Raw genomic sequence first — 17628 nt, 5'->3', positions numbered from 1 at the left:
TCATGGAGCCAGCCATGCCCTCGCCCAATCCCTTTCGCCGCTTTCAGCCGCGCACGCCCCCCGGCCCGCGCCCGATCCGCCACCGGCCGCTCAATTCCGCCCTGCCCACCACACCGGGCAAGCCGCGCAACCAGTTTCGCGGGCGGTTTGAACTGGTCGCCTTTTGTTTGGCGCTGCTGATATTTATGATAGCCATCGGACGGCCCGAATGGTTCGAACTGCGCCCGGCTTCGGGCTCTTCGCTTGCCCTGTATCACGCCGCCCAGACCAATTCAGGACACTGAACCAACCCATGATCATCCACACACCCCATACCCTTCGCAGCATCGCCCGGTCGATCAAGACCCCGCTGGTGCTGTTGTTCATCTGGGATGTGATCGTCACGATCACCTATTATGTGGTGCCCTTTCCCGCGCCCGGCCTGCCGCTCACGCTGTTCGGCAGCGTTCTGGCGCTGATCCTGGGTTTTCGCTCCACCTCGGCCTATCAGCGCTGGTGGGAAGGGCGCGGGCTGTGGGGGCTGATGATCAACGCCAGCCGCAACCTTGCGCGCGCCTCGCGCAATTTCATGACCGGAGAGCAAGGACAGGCGGTGGCGCGCGCCATTGTGCTGCGCCAGATCGCCTATGTGAACGCGCTGCGCCATCAATTGCGCCGCATTCCGATGACGGGCGAGAGCCTGCCCTATATTCCCGCCGCCGAGGCCGAGGCCACGCTGGGGCGTACCAACACCGCCAACGGCCTGCTGGATGCCACCGGGGCGCAGGTGGCGCAGGCCCACGCGGACGGCATCATCGATTCGATCCAGCAGACCCAGATCGAGAGAGTTCTGGTCGATATCGCCAATGCGCAGGGCGGGATGGAGCGGTTGAAGAACACCCCCCTGCCCTCGCAGTTCCGCCTGTTCCCCACCTATTTCACCCATCTGTTCTGCGTGCTGCTGCCCTTTGGGCTGGTCGAGGCGCTGGGTCCGGCCACGCCGCTGGGCTCGACGGTGGCAGGCATGATGTTCATGGCGGTGCTGGCGATTGGCGATGATCTGGTCGATCCCTTTGCCAATACGCGCCACGATCTGCCGCTCGACACGATGTGCCGCACCATCGAAATCGACCTGCTGCAGGGCCTTGGCGAAAGCGCGCCCGCGCCGATCACGGTGGATGCCGAAGGCGTGCTTTGGTAATTGCGATTTCGGTGATTGCGATTTGAACTGGCCTCGCCCATGAAGCGCGCCGAAAGGAATTGACCCCATGACCAGACTGGGAATTATCGGCAGCGGCGGGCGCATGGGCCGCGCCATCGCACAGGCCATCGCGGATGCGGGCCATGAACTGGCCGGGGGCGTGGACCGGGACGAGGACGTTGCCCCGCTGGCCGCCGCCTCGGATGTGCTGATCGACTTTTCCTCGCCTGCCGCGCTTGAGGGCAATCTGGATGCGGCCATCGCCGCCGGCGTGCCGATCCTGGTCGGCACCACCGGGCTTGAGGAACGCCACCACTGGCTGCTGGATCAGGCGGCGGACCATATCGCCGTGCTCCAGACCGGCAATACCTCGCTGGGCGTCAACATGCTGGCCTTCCTTGTCGAGGAAGCGGCCAAGCGGCTGGGCGAGGACTGGGACATTGAAATCGTCGAAACCCATCACCGGATGAAGGTGGACGCGCCCTCGGGCACCGCGCTGCTGCTGGGCGAAGCCGCCGCGCGCGGGCGCGAGGTTGGCCTGTCCAACGTTTCCGTGCGGGGGCGCGATGGCATCACCGGCGCGCGCGAATCCGGCACAATTGGCTTTGCCGCCCTGCGCGGGGGCAGCGTAGCGGGGGACCATACGGTCCATTTCCTTGCCGATAACGAGCGCCTCTCGCTGAGCCATATTGCCGAGAACCGCGGGATCTTTGCGCGCGGCGCCGTCAAGGGCGCGCTCTGGTTGGCCGGGCGGCCTGCGGGGCGGTATGGGATGCGCGAAGTGTTGGGGCTTTAAGGTTTGTAGGGGGCCTCCGGGATTGCCAAGGGACTCGTCCCTTGGCAATCCCGGTAATGTCTTTGTTGCGTAACGGGTTCGGCGGATGGGCTCGGACGCGATGTTTGAATTGATAAAGCCTGCGGCGCTTTTGGCCTGAAGTCGCCGCGCCGCAGGCTATAAAATATCGAAATCTCCCCATTCCGGCCAATCAAGCGCCACCCATTAATGGGATTGCAAAGGGCCCCCGCCCTTTGCCCGCCGGAGGCAAACCTTCTTGCCCCCCGCCCCCATCCAAGCCATACCCGCGCGCATGAAATCCGCCGACATCTTCGAATTCTACCGCCGCCTTGCCGAGGCCAACCCGGACCCGCAGACCGAGCTGGAATTCGGCAATACGTATCAGTTGCTGGTGGCGGTGACGCTTTCGGCGCAGGCGACCGATGTAGGCGTGAACAAGGCGACGCGGGCGCTGTTCGAGATCGTCAAGACACCGCAGGATATGCTGGATCTGGGCGAAGAAGGGCTGAAGGACCACATCAAGACCATCGGCCTGTTCAATTCCAAGGCGAAGAACGTGATGGCCATGGCCGAGATCCTCGTGCGAGAGCATGGGGGCGAAGTGCCCGCCGACCGCGATGAACTGGTCAAGCTGCCCGGCGTGGGGCGCAAGACGGCCAATGTCGTGCTCAACTGCGCCTTTGGGGCCGAAACCTTTGCGGTGGACACGCATATTTTCCGCGTGGGCAACCGCACCGGTCTGGCCAAGGGCAAGAACGTGGACGCGGTCGAGCGCAGCCTTGAAAAGAAGACCCCAAAGCCTTTCCGCGTGGGCGCGCATCACTGGCTGATCCTCCACGGGCGATACATCTGCAAAGCGCGGACGCCGGAATGCTGGCGCTGTCCGGTGGTGGATCTGTGCGGGTATAAGGATAAGGTTTTGGAGAAGAAGGCGAAGAAGTAGGTGATGCGAGGGAATCGTCCCTCGCGCTCCCGTTACTGTCTGCGTTGCGCGATAGGTTCGGCCTCACGTGTAGGACGCGACGTTGAAATAATATAGCCTGCGGCGCAATCCAGCACGAGGCCGATGCGCCGCAGGCTATAAATTCACCGTAACCTATCCGACCAACCACCCCATTATCGGGATTGCAAAGGGACGAGTCCCTTTGCCCGCCGGAGGCAAAACCCCTTACTGCCCCTGATCCAGATGCAGCCCCTTACGCCCATGCTCGGCCGTATCATGCGGCGCCTCGGGCAACGGCGCATCGGGGTCCAGCGGCGGCTGCAACATGCCCTCGGCGCGGCAGACAACGGCGGTGGCCACGGCATTGCCGAAAACGCTGGTGCCCGAACGGCCCATATCGAGGAACGTGTCGATGCCCAGCAACAGCGCCACGCCCTCGACCGGCACATGGAACTGGTTGAGCGTGGCGGCGATGACGACGAGGCTGGCGCGCGGCACGCCCGCGATGCCCTTGGACGAGACCATCAGCGTCAGGAGCATCAGGATCTGCTGCTCAAAGCTGAGATGGATACCATAGGCCTGCGCGATGAAGAGCGAGGCGAAGCTGGTGTACATCATCGAGCCGTCGAGGTTGAACGCATAACCCAGCGGCAGCACAAAGCCCGACACCCGGCGCGGCACGCCAAAGCGGTCGAGCGCCTCGAACATGCGCGGCAAGGATGCATCGCTGGTCGCGGTCGAGAAAGTGATCAGCACCGGTTCGCGCACATAGCGCATCAGCAGGAAGATCTTCTTGCCCAAAAACACGCTGCCCGCCGCGATCAGGATGATCCACAGGATCGCCAGACCCGCATAGAATTCACCCGCCAGCACGCCATAGGTGGCGATGATGCCCAGCCCCTTTTGCGCGACGATCGAGGCCGCCGCGCCGAACACCGCGATGGGCGAGACGCTCATCACATAGCCGGTGACCTGCAGCATCATCTGCACCACCGCCTCGGCGAATTCGACGATGATCCGCCCCTTTTCGCCGATCGCGCTGAGCGCCACGCCGCAGAACACCGAGAAGAGCAGGATCTGGAGCACATTGTTGGTGGCCATGGCTTCCAGCGCGCTGGTCGGGAAGATTTCCAGCACGAAGTGGCGGAAGGTCAGTTCCTTGGTGGCCAGATCGACCCCCGAACTGGCCACCGCATTGACGCCTACGCCCGGTTGCCACCAATTGACCAGCACCATGCCCAGCAGCAGGGAGACGAAGCTGGCCGAGATGAACCATGCCATCGCCTTGGCGCCGATGCGGCCCAGCGCGGTTGAATCGCCCATGCCCGCAATGCCGGTGATGATGGTCGAGGCGATCAGCGGCGCGATGATCATCTTGATCAGATGCAGGAACACATCGGGCAACAGTTTCAGATAATCGGACCATGCCGCCAGCAAGGGATCGGCCGGATCATAGGACGAATGCAGGACATAGCCCAAGCCTATGCCCAGAATCAGGCCCAGAATCAGGAATTGCGTCAGACGCTGGCGCATCTTGGAAAAACTCCGAAAGAAAAAATCCGGCTACCAATAGCCGCTCATGCGGGCAATGGGGCCGGATAGCGTATCAGGCGCGTTTGAGGCCGGCCAGCACGATGCGGGCATAGATCCGCGAGAGCGTTTCCAGATCGGGAATCGCGACCGCCTCATCCTTCTTGTGCATCGTGGCGTTGCACAGGCCAAATTCGATGACCGGGGCCAAGGCTTTGAGGAAGCGCGCATCCGACGTGCCGCCGCTGGTCGAAATTTCGGTGTCCAGCCCGGTTTCGGCGCGGATCGCATCGACCACGATGGCCGAAAACTCGCCCGGCGGGGTCAGGAAAGCCTCGCCCGAGATCACCGGACGCACGCTTGCCCCATGCTTGGCCCCGATCTCGCGCACCAGCTTTGACAGGCTCTCGCCCGTGTGCAGATCGTTGAAACGGATGGAAATGCGCGCGGCAGCCTTGTGCGGGATGACATTGGTGGCCGGATTGCCGCAGGAAATGTCGGTCACTTCCAGATTGCTGGGCTGGAACCAGTCGGTCCCCTCGTCCAGCTTAATAGCCTTCAGCTCCGAGAGCATCGCCACCAACCGCGTGATCGGATTATCGGCCAGATGCGGATAGGCGACATGGCCCTGTTGGCCCTCAACCTCGATCCACATATTGACGCTGCCCCGGCGGCCCACCTTGATCATGTCGCCAAGGCGATGGACGCTGGTGGGTTCGCCCACAAGGATCAGGTCGGGATTGATCCCGGCCTCGCGCATATGGTCGATGATCTTGACCGTGCCGAAGGTCGCCGCGCCTTCTTCATCGCCGGTGATGATCAGGCTGATCGTGCCCGCCTCGGCCGGAATGTCGCGCAGGGCGGCGACAAAGGCGGCAATCGAGCCCTTCATGTCCACCGCGCCGCGGCCATAGAGCAATTCGCCCCGGCGTTCGGGCGCAAAGGGCGCGCTGCTCCACCCCTCGCCCGGCGGGACGACATCGACATGGCCCGCATAGGCGAAATGGCGGCTGCCCTGCGGCCCCTGGCGGATGGCGAAGAGGTTTTCCACCGGCCCGTCGGGCGCCTCGCCCACCACGGCGCGGTGGATGGCAAAGCCCAGCGGCGCCAGCATTTCCTCGAGGCAATCGAACACCAGCCCCGTGGCCGGCGTCACGCTGGGGCAGGCAATCAGGGCCTCGGCCAATTCGGCCACACCGGCGCCGGGCCGGACCAACTCGCTCTTCACCATGTCATTCATGCCCCTCGCCTAGCAAATGCAGGGCCAAGGGCAAGCGGAGTTTGGACCATCCCGCTTGCCGCCAACCGCCGCCCGCCCTATCCTGCGCCGATGCCAAAGATCGACCTCGCCTCGCTCACCCCGACCAACCGCACCGGCTATCCGCCCGAACATGCCGGGCCCGTTGCCGGGCGCTGGTACAGCCGCCTTGCCCCGCTGGCCGGGTTTGCTCATCTGGGGGCCAGCCATGTCGTGCTCAAACCGGGCGCATGGTCATCCCAGCGCCATTGGCATGATGGCGAGGACGAGATGGTGGTCATGCTGAGCGGCGAGGCGGTGCTGGTCGAGGATGGCACGCGCAGCGTCATGCGGGCGGGCGACATGGCGGTCTTTCCGGCGGGCGTGGCCAATGGCCATCATCTGATCAATGAAAGCGGCGAGGATTGCACCTTCCTCGCCCTTTCGGCAGGCCCGCGCACATCGGGCGGCTACAGCGACATCGACATGATTTTCGAAGGCGACCGTTTTCTCCATCGCGACGGCACACCCTTTGCGGATTGATGCACGGCGCGGGGCAAGGCCATGACCATCAACTGGATCGAATTTGCCCTCGCCGTGCTGGTGATCGAGTTGACGCCGGGGCCGAACATGGCCTGGCTCGCCGCGCTCAGTCTGGCCGAGGGGCGGCGCGCAGGATTGGTGGCGACGGCGGGCATCGGGATCGGGCTGGCGCTCAACGCGATGCTGGCGGCGCTGGGGCTGGTCGAATTGCTCAGCGTGCGGCCCGGCCTGCAATCGGGGCTGCGCTGGGCCGGGGTGGCGCTGATGCTCTGGCTGGCATGGCAGGCCTGGCGCGAGGCCGACATGGTGGCCAAGCCGGCGGAACCGCGAGGGGCGGGCCGCCATTTCGCCTCGGGCCTGCTGGTCAATCTGTTCAACCCCAAGGCGCTGCTGTTCTTTGTCGTGGTGGTCCCGCCTTTTCTGGGCGGGGCGGCGCCGACGATCGCGCAGGCGATGGGCTTTGCCGCGATCAGCGTCGGACTGGCCACGGCCGTCCATCTGGCCATCGTGGCGGGCGGGGCCAGAGCGCATGGCCTGATCAGCAACCCGCGCCGGATGGTTCGCATCCGGCGCGTGATGGCGCTGATCATGCTGGGCATTGCACTCTGGCTGGCCGGTTCGGCGCTTTAGCCGCCCAGCGTTTCGTCCAGCACCTTGGCCAGACGCAGCCCGCCCTGCAGCAGGCGCTGGCTGACGATGGGAATGTCCTGCGCGATGGCGGCATCGCTGATGGTCACATCCTTCGCGGTCTTTTCCTCGGCGCTCACCACATGGCCGAAGGCCTGCGGATAAACCGTGTCATGGGCGATCTGCCAGCTTTCCTGCGCCCAGTCGGCAATGCCGCCGGTGGCGATCTTGGCGCGGTCGGCGGCCGAATAGGCGCGCACTTCGGGTAGCTTGCCCGCTTTCTGCGCGCGGATAACCAGGAAATTGTCCCACATCCAATGCAGGTTGAGCGTACCGGCCTTGGGGTTCACCACCGTGGGCGGGGTGGTGTTGATGATATAGGGTTCGCCCGGCAGATTGGTGACCGTCACGCCATTGCCGCCCGCGTCATGGTCATGTTCGGCGGCGTGGAGCGGCTGATGCAGGTCGCCCACGATATGGCTGAGGAAAGCGAGCGCTTCGAGCCGCTGCGCCACCGGCAGGCTCTTGTCGGCCAGAATGCGTTCAAAGCGGGTGATCTGGAACGTGGCGCATTGGCCGCCGCTGCAATTGGCCTTCATGTCAAAGGCGGGCGCAGTGATGTCGCCATCATGGTAATGCCACGGAAACGTATGGCCCCAGCGCCAGCTCTCGCTGCGCAGGCAATCAGGCCATGTGGCCGCATCGCCCAGCGAATGGACCGGGCATTTGGCCGTGCCCAGCCCTTCCTGCGCCGTCAGCAGCGCGTCAATCGTCGCCTTGGTCTTGGGCGAAACATTGGCCAGCGCGATATTGGCGATCGTGCGATGGCCCAGATCGCCCCATGCCAGAGCCGGGGTCGACACGGACAGGCCCAGCGCCGCCACACCGGCGGCCAGCAGCTTCAAACTTTTGCGAAACTTTTTGCGAAACATGGGGGTAAGCGACCTCACAGGAGACAGACTTACCCCGATGTTAGCGGCGGAATGTGACAGGCGTAAAGCGTAAAGCTTAAAGCTCGGCATCCCCCAGCACCGCGGCGCGGATTTCGGCAATGCCCATGCCGGTCTCGCTGCTGGTGATCATCACTTCGGGATAGGCGGCCGAATGTTTGCGCGCCTCGGCCATAACCTTGGCATGGACCTCGTCCAGCTCGCTGGCCTTGACCTTGTCCGCCTTGGTCAGCACCAGACGATAGCCCACCGCCGCCCCGTCCAGCATCTCCATCATCTCAAGGTCGGGCGGCTTCACGCCATGGCGGCTGTCGATCAGCACCAGCGTGCGCTTCAACACCACCCGCCCGCGCAGGAAATCGCGGACCAGCTTCTTCCACTGCTCCACCACCTTGGGCGGGGCCTTGGCAAAGCCATAGCCGGGCATGTCGACCAGACGGAAATCGGGGATTTCGCCCGCAACCCCACCCACGTCAAAAAAGTTCAGCTCCTGTGTGCGCCCCGGCGTCACCGAGGTGCGGGCCAGCGCCTTGCGCCCGGTGATGGCGTTCAAGAGCGAGCTTTTGCCCACATTCGAACGCCCCGACAGCGCGATTTCCGGCACCACCGGATCGGGCAGGAATTTCAGCGCGGGCGCGGACAGCAAAAAGTCCACGCGCCCGGAAAACACTTTCCGGGCGCGCTCGATCAGTTCAAGATTGTTGTCTTCGTTCACTTTTTCTTATGCGCCGCCGCTTCGACGATGGCGCGCTCCTTATCGACATTCTTCTTCAAGTCAGGATGCCGTGCATACAGATACTTCTGCTGAGCAATGGTCAGAAGGTTCGAGGTGATCCAGTAAACCAGCAGGCCCGAGGCAAAGGGCGCCATGATGAACATCATCATCCACGGCATGATGCCCATCACCTGCTGCTGAGCAGGATCGGGGGCGGCCGGTTGCAGCTTGAACTGAAGCCACATGGTGATGCCCAGAATGACGGCCAGCACGCCGATCGCCAGGAAGCTGGGCGGATCGAAGGGCAGCAGGCCGAACAGGTTGAGGATATGCTTAGGGTCCGGCGCCGAAAGGTCATGGATCCACAGCGCGAAAGGCTGGTGACGCATGTCGATCGACACCATCAGCACCTTATACAGCGCAAAGAACACCGGGATCTGAAGGAAGATCGGCAGACAGCCCGCCAGCGGGTTCACACCCTCTTCCTTATAGAGCTTGAGCGTCTCTTCCTGCAGCTTGGCCTTGTCGTCCTTATAGCGTTCCTGCAGCGCCTTCATCTTGGGCTGGATCGCCTTCATCGCGGCCATGCTCGAGAACTGGCGCTGGGCCACGGGGAACATGATGCCGCGCACGATGACGGTCAGCAGGATGATGGCGACGCCGAAATTGCCGACGAATTTGAAGAGCGAACGCAGCAGCCAGAAGATCGGCTTTTCAAACCAGCGGAACCAGCCCCAGTCGATGGCGAGGCTGAAGCGGGTCACGCCCTGCGCTTCATACTTGTCGAGCAGCAGGCTTTCCTTGGCGCCCGCAAAGAGACGGGTGGAGCGCAGCGCGGTCTGGCCGGGGGCCACCACCTGCGGCTGATAGATGAGGTCGGCGCGGAAAAGCTGGTTGCCAAGGCTGCGGTAATCGCCCGTGGCGGGCACCGCATCAGGCACCAGCACGCTCATCCAATAGATGTCGGTAAAGCCGATCCAGTTGGTCTTGCCATCAGGATTGACCTGCCCCTTTTCGGCGACATCCTTGTAATTGACGCCAAAGTTCACCGCCTCATCATAGGCGCCGAAAGGCCCCGAATGGATGTTCCACGAATCGACGCTGGCGGTCTTTTCGGTGCGGCGGATAAGGCCGAAGGGCTGCACGCTGATCGGCGCAGGACCGGCATTCTGCACGGCCTGCTTGGCGGTGATCATGTAGTCATTGTCGATGGAAAAGGTGATGGTGAAGGTCTGGCCCGTCGTATTGGCCCAGCTCAGCGTCACCGGCGTCTGCGGCGTCAGCTTGGCACCGGCAGGCGCGGCCCAGACAGTGGTGCCGTTGGGCGTCGCCACGCCCTGGCCCACCCAGCCCAGCTGCGCGAAATGTTCGGCAGGCGTGCCGGCGGGGCTGAACAGGCGCACCGGCGGGCTGTCCTTGTCGATGGTCTGCTTGTGGCGGTTGATCGAGAGGTCATCGACCACCGCGCCCACCAGATTGATCGAGCCCGACAGGCCCGGCGCTTCCACCTTGACGCGGCCACCGGCGTTAAGATCCGCGTTGAGCGCCTTGGCCTCAATCGCCTGATCCACCACGCTGCCAAGGCCGCCCTCGCGGGTCGGCTTGGTGCTTGCCGCCGGGGTCGGCGCGGCCGAGGCCACCGCTGCGGGCTTCTTGCCCATGTCGGGATAGAAATAGCGCAGGCCCGCGTCCCAGCCGAACAGCAGCAGCCCGGTCAGCAGCATGGCAATAATCAGATTGCGCTGGTTACTCACGCATATTTCCCCAATACATTGGTCAAAATTACAGGATCACGGGACCGGGTCATAGCCATGACCGCCCCATGGATGGCAGCGCAATAGACGCTTCACCGTCAACCATCCACCCTTAATCGCGCCATGTTTCTGCAAGGCCTCGATGGCATAGGCCGAACAGGACGGCGAGTAGCGGCAGGTGGGCGGCATCATGGCCGATGGCCCCCATTGCCACAGGCGGGCGATGAAGATCAGCAGATATTTCACGTTTGGGAAGCCTGAGGAGAAGGGCGCGGGCCTTTGCCGCGGCCATGGTGGGGCTTGCCGCCCCGGCCGCCGGTTTTGGGCCCTCGCGGCGCATCGCCCCTGCCCGACCGCGCCCGGTCCAGCGCGACCAACAATTCCTTGCGCAGCAGCGCGAAATCGCGTTCCACCCCGCCCTCGCGGCCAATCAGTACATGGTCATGGCCCGCCAGCCCATGTTCGGGCAGCAGTTCGCGCGCCAAAGCGCGAAACCGGCGCTTCATCCGGTTGCGCACCACGGCATTGCCGATCTTTTTGGTAACGGTGATGCCAAAGCGACGGATATCGCCCGCGTCAGGCGCGCCATGCGGCAGGACCAGCAGCACAAAACCGGGTCGCGCCACGCGCAAGCCCTTGTTGGCGGACAGAAAATCGGAACGCTTGGTCATGATGCGCAACTTGGGCGCGGAACCACGCTCTTCTGCAAACACACAATGGGCCGAAGGCAAGGCCTCCGACCCCATTGCGTCATCCGTCACGATGTTTTCGCCTGCCACCGATCAGCCCCGGCGTTCAAGCGAACCGGCCCGGCGCGGGGATTGCTCCCCACCGGGCCAGATCATCAGGCCGACAGATTCTTGCGGCCGCGCGCACGACGGGCGCGCAGCACCTTGCGGCCGCCGACCGTGGCGGTGCGGGCGCGGAAGCCGTGACGGCGGGCGCGGACAAGCCGGCTGGGCTGGAAAGTGCGCTTCATGGTCTAAACCCTCAAACAATGCTCGGCGCTGTGCAGCGCGGATAAAACGGTCCACCCCACCGAACTCGATGAGGCGTGAAGCGGCGCCACTATGGGAAGTGGGCCGCAGAGTCAAGGGATTCGGCGCAAGGGAATCGCCCCTGCGCTTTTCCGCTCGACAAGTCTGACTTTACGCACAAATACTTGGAAAGGGGAAGTTCAGACGGGGAATTTGCACATGGTCGCGCTGGTCCAGACGGTGGCCTATCTGGGGCTTGAGGCGCGCGCCGTCGAGGTACAATGCCAATTGGCCCCCGGATTGCCGGGATTCACGCTGGTCGGCCTGCCCGACAAGGCGGTGAATGAAAGCCGCCAGCGGGTGCAGGCGGCGCTGACCGCGATGGGGCTGGCGCTGCCGCCCAAGCGGATCACGATCAACATGTCGCCCGCCGATCTGCCCAAGGAAGGATCGCATTACGATCTGCCCGTCGCGCTGGCGCTGCTGGCCGCGATGGGGGTGATCGATGCCGAGCAGATGGGCGATTTTGTGGCGGTGGGCGAATTGTCTCTTGATGGGCGGATCGTCGGCTCGCCCGGCGTCCTGCTGGCCGCGCTCCATGCCAGCGAGCGCGAATTGGGCCTGATCTGTCCGGCCGCGCAAGGGTCCGAGGCAAGCTGGGCCGCAGGCGTACCCGTGGTCGCCGCGCCCGATCTGGCCAGCCTGCTGGCCCATCTCAAGGGCACGCAGGCGCTCTCGCCCCCCGCCCCCGGCCAGAGCGCCGCCGCCGCGCCGGGGCCGGACCTGCGCCAGGTCAAAGGGCAGGAGACAGCCCGGCGCGCGCTGGAGATCGCGGCGGCGGGCGGACACAATCTGCTGATGATCGGCCCGCCCGGCGCGGGCAAATCGCTGATGGCCTCCTGCCTACCCGGCATCCTGCCCGAGCTGACACCTGCCGAGGCGCTCGAAGTCTCGATGATCGCCTCGGTCGCCGGAACGCTGGAGGGCGGACGAATCAGCCGCGCCCGCCCTTTCCGCAGCCCCCATCATTCGGCCAGCATGGCGGCGATGACCGGCGGCGGATTGCGCGTGCGCCCCGGCGAAGTGTCGATGGCGCATCTGGGCGTGCTGTTCCTTGACGAATTGCCCGAATTTCAGCGCGGCGTGCTCGATTCGCTGCGCCAGCCTTTGGAAACCGGCGAGGTCACCGTGGCCCGCGCCAATGCCCATGTCACCTTTCCCGCGCGGGTTCAGTTGATCGCGGCGATGAACCCCTGCCGCTGCGGCCATCTGGGCGATGCGGGGCTGGCCTGTTCGCGCGCGCCGCGCTGTGCGGGCGATTATCAGAGCAAGGTTTCCGGCCCGCTGCTCGACCGCATCGACCTGCATGTCGAGGTCGAGGCGGTGCGCGCCTTCGATCTGGCGCTGCCCTCACCCGCCGAGAGCAGCGCGCAGGTCGCCGCCCGCGTGGCCGCCGCGCGCGGGGTTCAGACCGAGCGGCTCAACGGCACAAGAATGCGCAGCAACGCCGATCTGGATGGCGAATCGCTCGACCTGTTTGCCACGCCCGATGGCGAGGGCATGAAATTGCTGATCCGCGCCGCCGAGGCGATGAACCTGACCGCGCGCGGCTATACGCGCATCCGCCGCGTGGCGCGCACCATTGCCGATCTGGCAGGCGCCCAGACCGTCTCACGCGCGCATGTGGCCGAAGCCCTGTCCTATCGCCGCCAGCCGCCCCGCGCATAAGCGTTTAGCATTAACGGACCGTTCACCTTTCGGAGAGGTTGCGGGCCGGTCATCACCCCACTAATGTCGATTTATTGGTCGTTCGGGGAAAGTTTGCCGGAAATATGAAACTATTTGGTTTGCTTCGTTGTTTTTTCATGTCGCACGCCCCGAATCGCCGCAAGGTTCGCCGCTCGGCCTCTGATCATTATGTCGGCCATTGCATCCATTGCGGCGCTCCGATCAAACGCATCAAGCGCGACCAATGGGTGCGCGACTGGATGCGCACATTCGGCTTTGGCGGCAAATCCTCGGGCAGCGCCGGGGATGTCGCCACCGGCGAGGATTGACCGATCAGGGCGCAACCACGCGCCGCACGCTGATCACCTTGACCGGCTGGGCCAGCATCTCCCCCTTCATGGCCCCCTCGCCCGCATTGGGATCGACCGGCTGATCCCAGATCTTGCGCACCACATCCATGCCCGACACCACATGGCCAAAGGCGGCATAGCCGGCCTGAACCTCGGGATCGCCGGATTGCGGATTGGCGTCCAGCCCGTCAATGTCGGACAGCAGGATCGAGAAATCCCCCGTTGCCGTGCCCGGCGCCAGACGCGCCAGCGAAATGGCTCCGGCCTTGTGCAGAATGCCGGTCTGGCTGGTCGGCTCATGGGCGATGGGCGGGAAAGTCTTGCGCGGATCGCCGCGCGTGCCCGCCTGGATCAGACCATTGGGCTGCTCGCCCCATTTCAGATGCATGGCGCGGTAAAACACGATCCCGTCAAAGCGCTTGTTATCGACATAACGCATGAAATTGGCCGTGCTGATCGGGGCATGCTTGCCGTCCAACTCCAGCGTGATGGTGCCCAATTCGGTGGTCATCGCCACGGTCTCGGTGTCATGCAAAGGCTGGGGCGGGACTTCTTTGACCACTGCAGGTTTGGGCGGGGCCTTGCGCACGGGGGCGGCATAGGCAGGCGTGGCGATCAGCGCGGCGGCGAGAGCGAATCGGAGAAACATGGGCGGGAGGTTAAAGGGGGAAAGATGCGAGGGTCCAGACCCTCGCGCTCCTGATACTGCCTTTGTTGGGCTTATGGTTCGGCATTTGCCCGCCGGAGGCAAACCTTCCTTTACAACAACCCCCGCCCCCGTAAATCGGCCTCCAACGCCTCGGCCCCATCGACGAAATGATGCACATGCCAGCCCAGCGCCCGCGCGGTGGCGATATTGTCGGCATTGTCGTCGATGAAGAGCATCTCGTCCGGCGCATGGCCGAAACGCTGGGCCGCAAGGTCGAAAATCGCCGCATGGGGTTTGATCATGCGCTCATGGCCCGACACCACAATATCGCGGAAATGGTCGAGCACCGGGAAGGTCGGGCGGAACATCGCCCATGCATCCACGCCGAAATTGGTGATCGAATAGAGCGGCACGCCCCGCGCATCGAGCGCGCGCACGATGTCATGGGTGCCCTCGATCGGGCCGGGCACGCATTCCAGCCAGCGCGGCGCATAGAGTTCAATCAACTCGCGCTCTTCGGGATATTGCGCGCAAAGCTCCTCGATCATCTCGGCAAAGGGTTTGCCCGCGTCATGCTGGGCATGCCACTCCTCGCTGACCACTTCGCGCAGGAACCATTCGAGCCGGTCCGCGTCAGGGATCAGCTTTTCATACAGGCCCGCGATTCGCCATTGCACCAGCACCCGGCCGATATCGAACACCACCACATGGGGTTGCTTCCCGCTCATCATTTTCTCCGATTCGCATTTCATCAGAACGCGGCCGATTCGCGCCAAAGCACGCATCAAAGCCCCAGACGCAGCAAGCCCGCCATCGCGCTGGGCGGTGGCGGGCTTGCAAGCTTACCCGTGGCAGGCAGGGAACGCCAAGGAACCCGATGCCGACCGCGTATCAATCAGCCCTGACGAGCCTTGAAACGCTTTTGGGTCTTGTTGATGACATAGGTGCGGCCGCGACGGCGGATCACGCGGTTATCCCGGTGACGGTCCTTCAGCGACTTGAGGCTGTTGCGAATCTTCATGACAAATCCCTTTGCCCGAACCGACCGGGCCGAAAATTGAACCGCGCCGATAGGCTGCGCGGGTGGCAAAGTCAACCTTCGCCGCGAATTTCCGTCAGCCTGCGTTCCCACGCCAGAGCATGGCTGACAATCACATCGAGATCGGCATAGCGCGGCACCCAAGGCACGGTGGCCTTGATGCGCGCGTTGTTCGAAATCAGCGAATCGGGGTCGCCCGCGCGGCGCGGCTGCATGACGCGCTTGATGGTGCGATTGGTCGCCCGGTCCACCGCGTCCAGCACATCGAGCACCGAAAAACCGCGCCCATAACCGGCATTCATTGTCAGCGACCGCTCTGGCCGCGCGATCAGCGCCTCAAGCGCCAGCACATGCGCATCGGCCAGATCCGAGACATGGATATAGTCGCGCACGCCCGTGCCGTCGGGCGTGGCAAAATCGGTGCCGAACACGCCCACGCTCTCGCGCTTGCCCAGCGCCGCCTCGACCGCCACCTTGATCAGATGGGTCGCGCCCGCCGTCGATTGCCCGGTGCGCGCATCGGGATCGGCCCCGGCCACGTTGAAATAGCGCAGCGCGCAATAGTTCATCGGATGGGCCGCCGCCACATCCTTGAGCATGATCTCGGTCATCAGCTTGGACATGCCGTAGGGGTTGATGGGAACCTTGGGCATATCCTCCTCAACCGGCGAAACCTCGGGGATGCCATAGGTGGCCGCGGTCGAGCTGAAGATGAAATGTTTGACGCCGCCCTTGACCGCCGCCTCGATCAGAGCACGGCTCTTGGCAGTGTTATTGTGATAATATTTCAGGGGATTTTCCACCGATTCGGGCACAACCACCGATCCGGCAAAATGCATGATCGCGCCGATTCCCTGTTCGGCGATGATTCGCGCGATCAAATCGCCATCCTCGATATCGCCCTGATAAAAGGCGACGCCATCGGGCACGGCAAAACGGAATCCGGTGACCAGATTGTCCACCACCGCCACTTTCCACCCTGCGTCCTTCAACGCCAGCACGGCATGGCTGCCAATATAACCCGCCCCGCCGGTAACAAGGACGGGAAGCTTTCCGATCGTTGTGTCTGTCATGGGTGTTGTCTCTAGCATGATCCATTGGACATGGGACTAAATTCTGCGCCATTTTCATCGCAATCCTGCGACAATTTCGCAAAACTTTGCACTGCCGGGTTCATCATCGGTCAAGCTATGGCCGCCTAGCCTGAGGCCCAAGGGGCGAGCATTACCAAGCCATTGCTGCACAGAAAGTCGCACACTGCCATGAACCCGACCATTTACGGAAAAATCCCCGCCGCTGGCCTTGGCGCCGCCCTGTTTGCCCTTGTTGCGCTGTCCGCCCCCGCCCATGCCCAGCCCGGCTGGGGCGGCTATGGCGGCGGCTGGGGCGGCGGGTTTGGCGGATCAGGCCGCTATTCGGCCCCGCGCGATGACCGCGAAGGCCGGGTCGATGCCGAGAGGTTTCTCGCCGATGGCGCCATTCCCCTGCTGGGCCACGGCCGCATCACCTTGCGCACCATGCCCGGCACCACCGCGTCGGACCGCGAGCAGGCCACCTTTGAGGCGGCCGTTGTCGATCAACTGGCCAAGGCGGGCTATGACACCACCGGCCCCGATGGCGATGGCGGCCAGATCGTCGAGATCACCGTCGTGCGCGATCAGTTGGAACCCGCCGAGGAAAAGCGCAGCCCGATTTCGGGCAGCGCCACGATGGGCGTTTCCAACTACGGATCGATGATGGGGCTTTCGCTGGCCTATGACGCCACCAAGCCGCGCGGGGCGCTGGTGATGACCAATATGGAAATCCGCATCCGCGACCGCGCCTCGGGCAAGGCGCTGTATGAGGCCCGCGCCCGCATCGCCACGCGTGAGGGCACCAAGGCGGCCAGCGACGATGCCGTCTCGGTGCGTCTGGCCGGGGCGCTGTTCGAGCGCTTCCCTTCCTCCTCGCTGGCGGCACGCTGATTCGCCTCTTGCATGATCGCGCGCATGGGGCCACCACCGGCCCCATGATGCGCTTTATCAAGTCACTCGCGCCGCTGATGCTGCTTTCCGCCTGCGCCGTGCCTGTCGGTCCGGTTGAGGTGTCGCGCTTCCATGTCGCCGATGCCTCGCCGCTGGGCCATGGCACGATTGCGGTGGTGCCCGGCCCCGGCATGGATGGGTCCAGCCTCGAGGTCCAATCCTATCAGATCGCCGTCGAGCGCGAACTCTCCGCGCTGGGCTATACCGCCGCCCCGCCCGACAGCGCCGACCAGATCGCCTCGATCCGCCTTGTCCGCACCACGCTGACCGAGAGCCGCAATCCGGTGGGCGTCAGCCTTGGCGCATCGGGCAGCAATTACGGCAGCGGCGCAGGCGTGGGCATTTCCATCCCGATCCGCACCGGTTCGGGCCAGAGCACCGCCACCGACCTGATCGCGGTCATCCGTGATCGCGCCGGCGGCAAGACCCTTTGGGAAGGGCGCGCCAGCTTTACCGTGTCGAGCACCTCGCCGCTGGCCCAGACCCAACTGGCCGCGCCCAAGCTGGCGCAGGCGCTGTTTTCCGGCTTTCCGGGCCAATCGGGTGAAACCATCCGCGTTCCCTGAACCGCCTTCTTCAGAGTAGA

Annotated in this window: 22 protein-coding genes; 10 read left to right on the top strand and 12 right to left on the bottom strand. The window is 64.1% G+C overall.

Annotated elements, in window-relative coordinates; all coding sequences use genetic code 11:
* Positions 1-14: 14 nt before the first annotated feature.
* From PQ457_RS02465 to nth, 4 genes are all read left to right on the top strand, one after another.
* Entirely contained in the window at positions 15-284 is a 270-nt protein-coding gene (locus PQ457_RS02465; protein ID WP_246870305.1) for a hypothetical protein, read from the top strand.
* 8 nt (positions 285-292) lie between these two features.
* Positions 293-1180 (top strand): bestrophin family protein, encoded by an 888-nt coding sequence (locus PQ457_RS02460; protein WP_273618216.1) that lies wholly within the window; start codon positions 293-295, stop codon positions 1178-1180.
* A gap of 67 nt (positions 1181-1247) precedes the next feature.
* Positions 1248-1976, top strand: a complete 729-nt coding sequence (gene dapB, locus PQ457_RS02455) for a 4-hydroxy-tetrahydrodipicolinate reductase (RefSeq protein WP_273618215.1) — start codon at positions 1248-1250, stop codon at positions 1974-1976.
* A 292-nt stretch (positions 1977-2268) separates the two neighbouring features.
* Positions 2269-2919, top strand: coding sequence for an endonuclease III (gene nth, locus PQ457_RS02450; protein WP_273618214.1), 651 nt, complete (start codon positions 2269-2271; stop codon positions 2917-2919).
* Positions 2920-3144: 225 nt separating this feature from the next.
* On the opposite strand, the gene PQ457_RS02445 is transcribed toward nth, so the two are convergent.
* Both PQ457_RS02445 and dapE read right to left on the bottom strand, forming a co-directional pair.
* Positions 3145-4452 (bottom strand): dicarboxylate/amino acid:cation symporter, encoded by a 1308-nt coding sequence (locus tag PQ457_RS02445; protein ID WP_273618213.1) that lies wholly within the window; start codon positions 4450-4452, stop codon positions 3145-3147.
* A gap of 73 nt (positions 4453-4525) precedes the next feature.
* Positions 4526-5689, bottom strand: a complete 1164-nt coding sequence (gene dapE, locus PQ457_RS02440) for a succinyl-diaminopimelate desuccinylase (RefSeq protein ID WP_420540959.1) — start codon at positions 5687-5689, stop codon at positions 4526-4528.
* Between the two features lie 90 nt (positions 5690-5779).
* On the opposite strand from dapE, the gene PQ457_RS02435 reads away from it, so the two are divergent.
* Positions 5780-6229: a cupin domain-containing protein gene (locus PQ457_RS02435; protein ID WP_273618212.1), complete on the top strand. Its 450-nt coding sequence runs from the start codon at positions 5780-5782 to the stop codon at positions 6227-6229.
* A 21-nt stretch (positions 6230-6250) separates the two neighbouring features.
* Positions 6251-6859 carry a LysE family translocator gene (locus PQ457_RS02430; RefSeq protein WP_273618211.1) on the top strand — a complete coding sequence of 203 codons (609 nt, stop codon included), beginning with the start codon at positions 6251-6253 and terminating at the stop codon, positions 6857-6859.
* Here PQ457_RS02430 and PQ457_RS02425 read toward each other — a convergent pair.
* The 6 genes from PQ457_RS02425 to rpmH form a co-directional block, all read right to left on the bottom strand.
* Positions 6856-7761: a S1/P1 nuclease gene (locus PQ457_RS02425; RefSeq protein ID WP_273618210.1), complete on the bottom strand. Its 906-nt coding sequence runs from the start codon at positions 7759-7761 to the stop codon at positions 6856-6858. The genes PQ457_RS02430 and PQ457_RS02425 overlap by 4 nt on opposite strands.
* A gap of 103 nt (positions 7762-7864) precedes the next feature.
* Positions 7865-8521: a ribosome biogenesis GTP-binding protein YihA/YsxC gene (yihA, locus tag PQ457_RS02420; protein WP_168605017.1), complete on the bottom strand. Its 657-nt coding sequence runs from the start codon at positions 8519-8521 to the stop codon at positions 7865-7867.
* Entirely contained in the window at positions 8518-10275 is a 1758-nt protein-coding gene (yidC, locus tag PQ457_RS02415) for a membrane protein insertase YidC (protein WP_273618209.1), read from the bottom strand. Before yidC ends, yihA begins: the two co-directional genes overlap by 4 nt.
* Before the next feature lie 36 nt (positions 10276-10311).
* Positions 10312-10521 carry a membrane protein insertion efficiency factor YidD gene (gene yidD, locus PQ457_RS02410; protein WP_273618208.1) on the bottom strand — a complete coding sequence of 70 codons (210 nt, stop codon included), beginning with the start codon at positions 10519-10521 and terminating at the stop codon, positions 10312-10314.
* Positions 10518-10946 (bottom strand): ribonuclease P protein component, encoded by a 429-nt coding sequence (rnpA, locus tag PQ457_RS02405; protein ID WP_273618207.1) that lies wholly within the window; start codon positions 10944-10946, stop codon positions 10518-10520. The genes yidD and rnpA overlap by 4 nt, the downstream gene beginning before the upstream one ends.
* Before the next feature lie 173 nt (positions 10947-11119).
* On the bottom strand, positions 11120-11254 hold the full coding sequence (gene rpmH, locus PQ457_RS02400) for a 50S ribosomal protein L34 (RefSeq protein WP_018075531.1): 135 nt from the start codon (positions 11252-11254) through the stop codon (positions 11120-11122).
* 217 nt (positions 11255-11471) lie between these two features.
* Here rpmH and PQ457_RS02395 point away from each other — a divergent pair, with 217 nt between their 5' ends.
* Together PQ457_RS02395 and PQ457_RS02390 are read left to right on the top strand one after the other, a co-directional pair.
* Positions 11472-12980, top strand: a complete 1509-nt coding sequence (locus tag PQ457_RS02395) for a YifB family Mg chelatase-like AAA ATPase (protein WP_273618206.1) — start codon at positions 11472-11474, stop codon at positions 12978-12980.
* Positions 12981-13117: 137 nt separating this feature from the next.
* Positions 13118-13309: a hypothetical protein gene (locus tag PQ457_RS02390; protein ID WP_273618205.1), complete on the top strand. Its 192-nt coding sequence runs from the start codon at positions 13118-13120 to the stop codon at positions 13307-13309.
* 4 nt (positions 13310-13313) lie between these two features.
* Here PQ457_RS02390 and PQ457_RS02385 read toward each other — a convergent pair whose 3' ends face one another.
* The 4 genes from PQ457_RS02385 to galE form a co-directional block, all read right to left on the bottom strand.
* Entirely contained in the window at positions 13314-13979 is a 666-nt protein-coding gene (locus PQ457_RS02385) for a peptidylprolyl isomerase (RefSeq protein WP_273618204.1), read from the bottom strand.
* A gap of 110 nt (positions 13980-14089) precedes the next feature.
* Positions 14090-14710: an HAD family hydrolase gene (locus PQ457_RS02380; RefSeq protein ID WP_337958478.1), complete on the bottom strand. Its 621-nt coding sequence runs from the start codon at positions 14708-14710 to the stop codon at positions 14090-14092.
* Positions 14711-14874: 164 nt separating this feature from the next.
* Positions 14875-15000, bottom strand: a complete 126-nt coding sequence (gene ykgO / locus PQ457_RS02375) for a type B 50S ribosomal protein L36 (RefSeq protein ID WP_054122357.1) — start codon at positions 14998-15000, stop codon at positions 14875-14877.
* Positions 15001-15071: 71 nt separating this feature from the next.
* Complete coding sequence (galE, locus tag PQ457_RS02370) at positions 15072-16091, bottom strand: UDP-glucose 4-epimerase GalE (RefSeq protein ID WP_273618203.1); 1020 nt, start codon at positions 16089-16091, stop codon at positions 15072-15074.
* 189 nt (positions 16092-16280) lie between these two features.
* Here galE and PQ457_RS02365 point away from each other — a divergent pair, with 189 nt between their 5' ends.
* Positions 16281-16982: a DUF4136 domain-containing protein gene (locus PQ457_RS02365; protein ID WP_273618202.1), complete on the top strand. Its 702-nt coding sequence runs from the start codon at positions 16281-16283 to the stop codon at positions 16980-16982.
* A gap of 44 nt (positions 16983-17026) precedes the next feature.
* Complete coding sequence (locus tag PQ457_RS02360) at positions 17027-17608, top strand: DUF4136 domain-containing protein (protein WP_273618201.1); 582 nt, start codon at positions 17027-17029, stop codon at positions 17606-17608.
* Positions 17609-17628 lie beyond the last annotated feature (20 nt).

It is taken from the genome of Novosphingobium humi (genome assembly GCF_028607105.1).
Taxonomy (GTDB): domain Bacteria; phylum Pseudomonadota; class Alphaproteobacteria; order Sphingomonadales; family Sphingomonadaceae; genus Novosphingobium; species Novosphingobium humi.
Note: the sequence above shows the minus strand (reverse complement) of the source record. Positions and strands in the feature narration are given on the sequence as shown.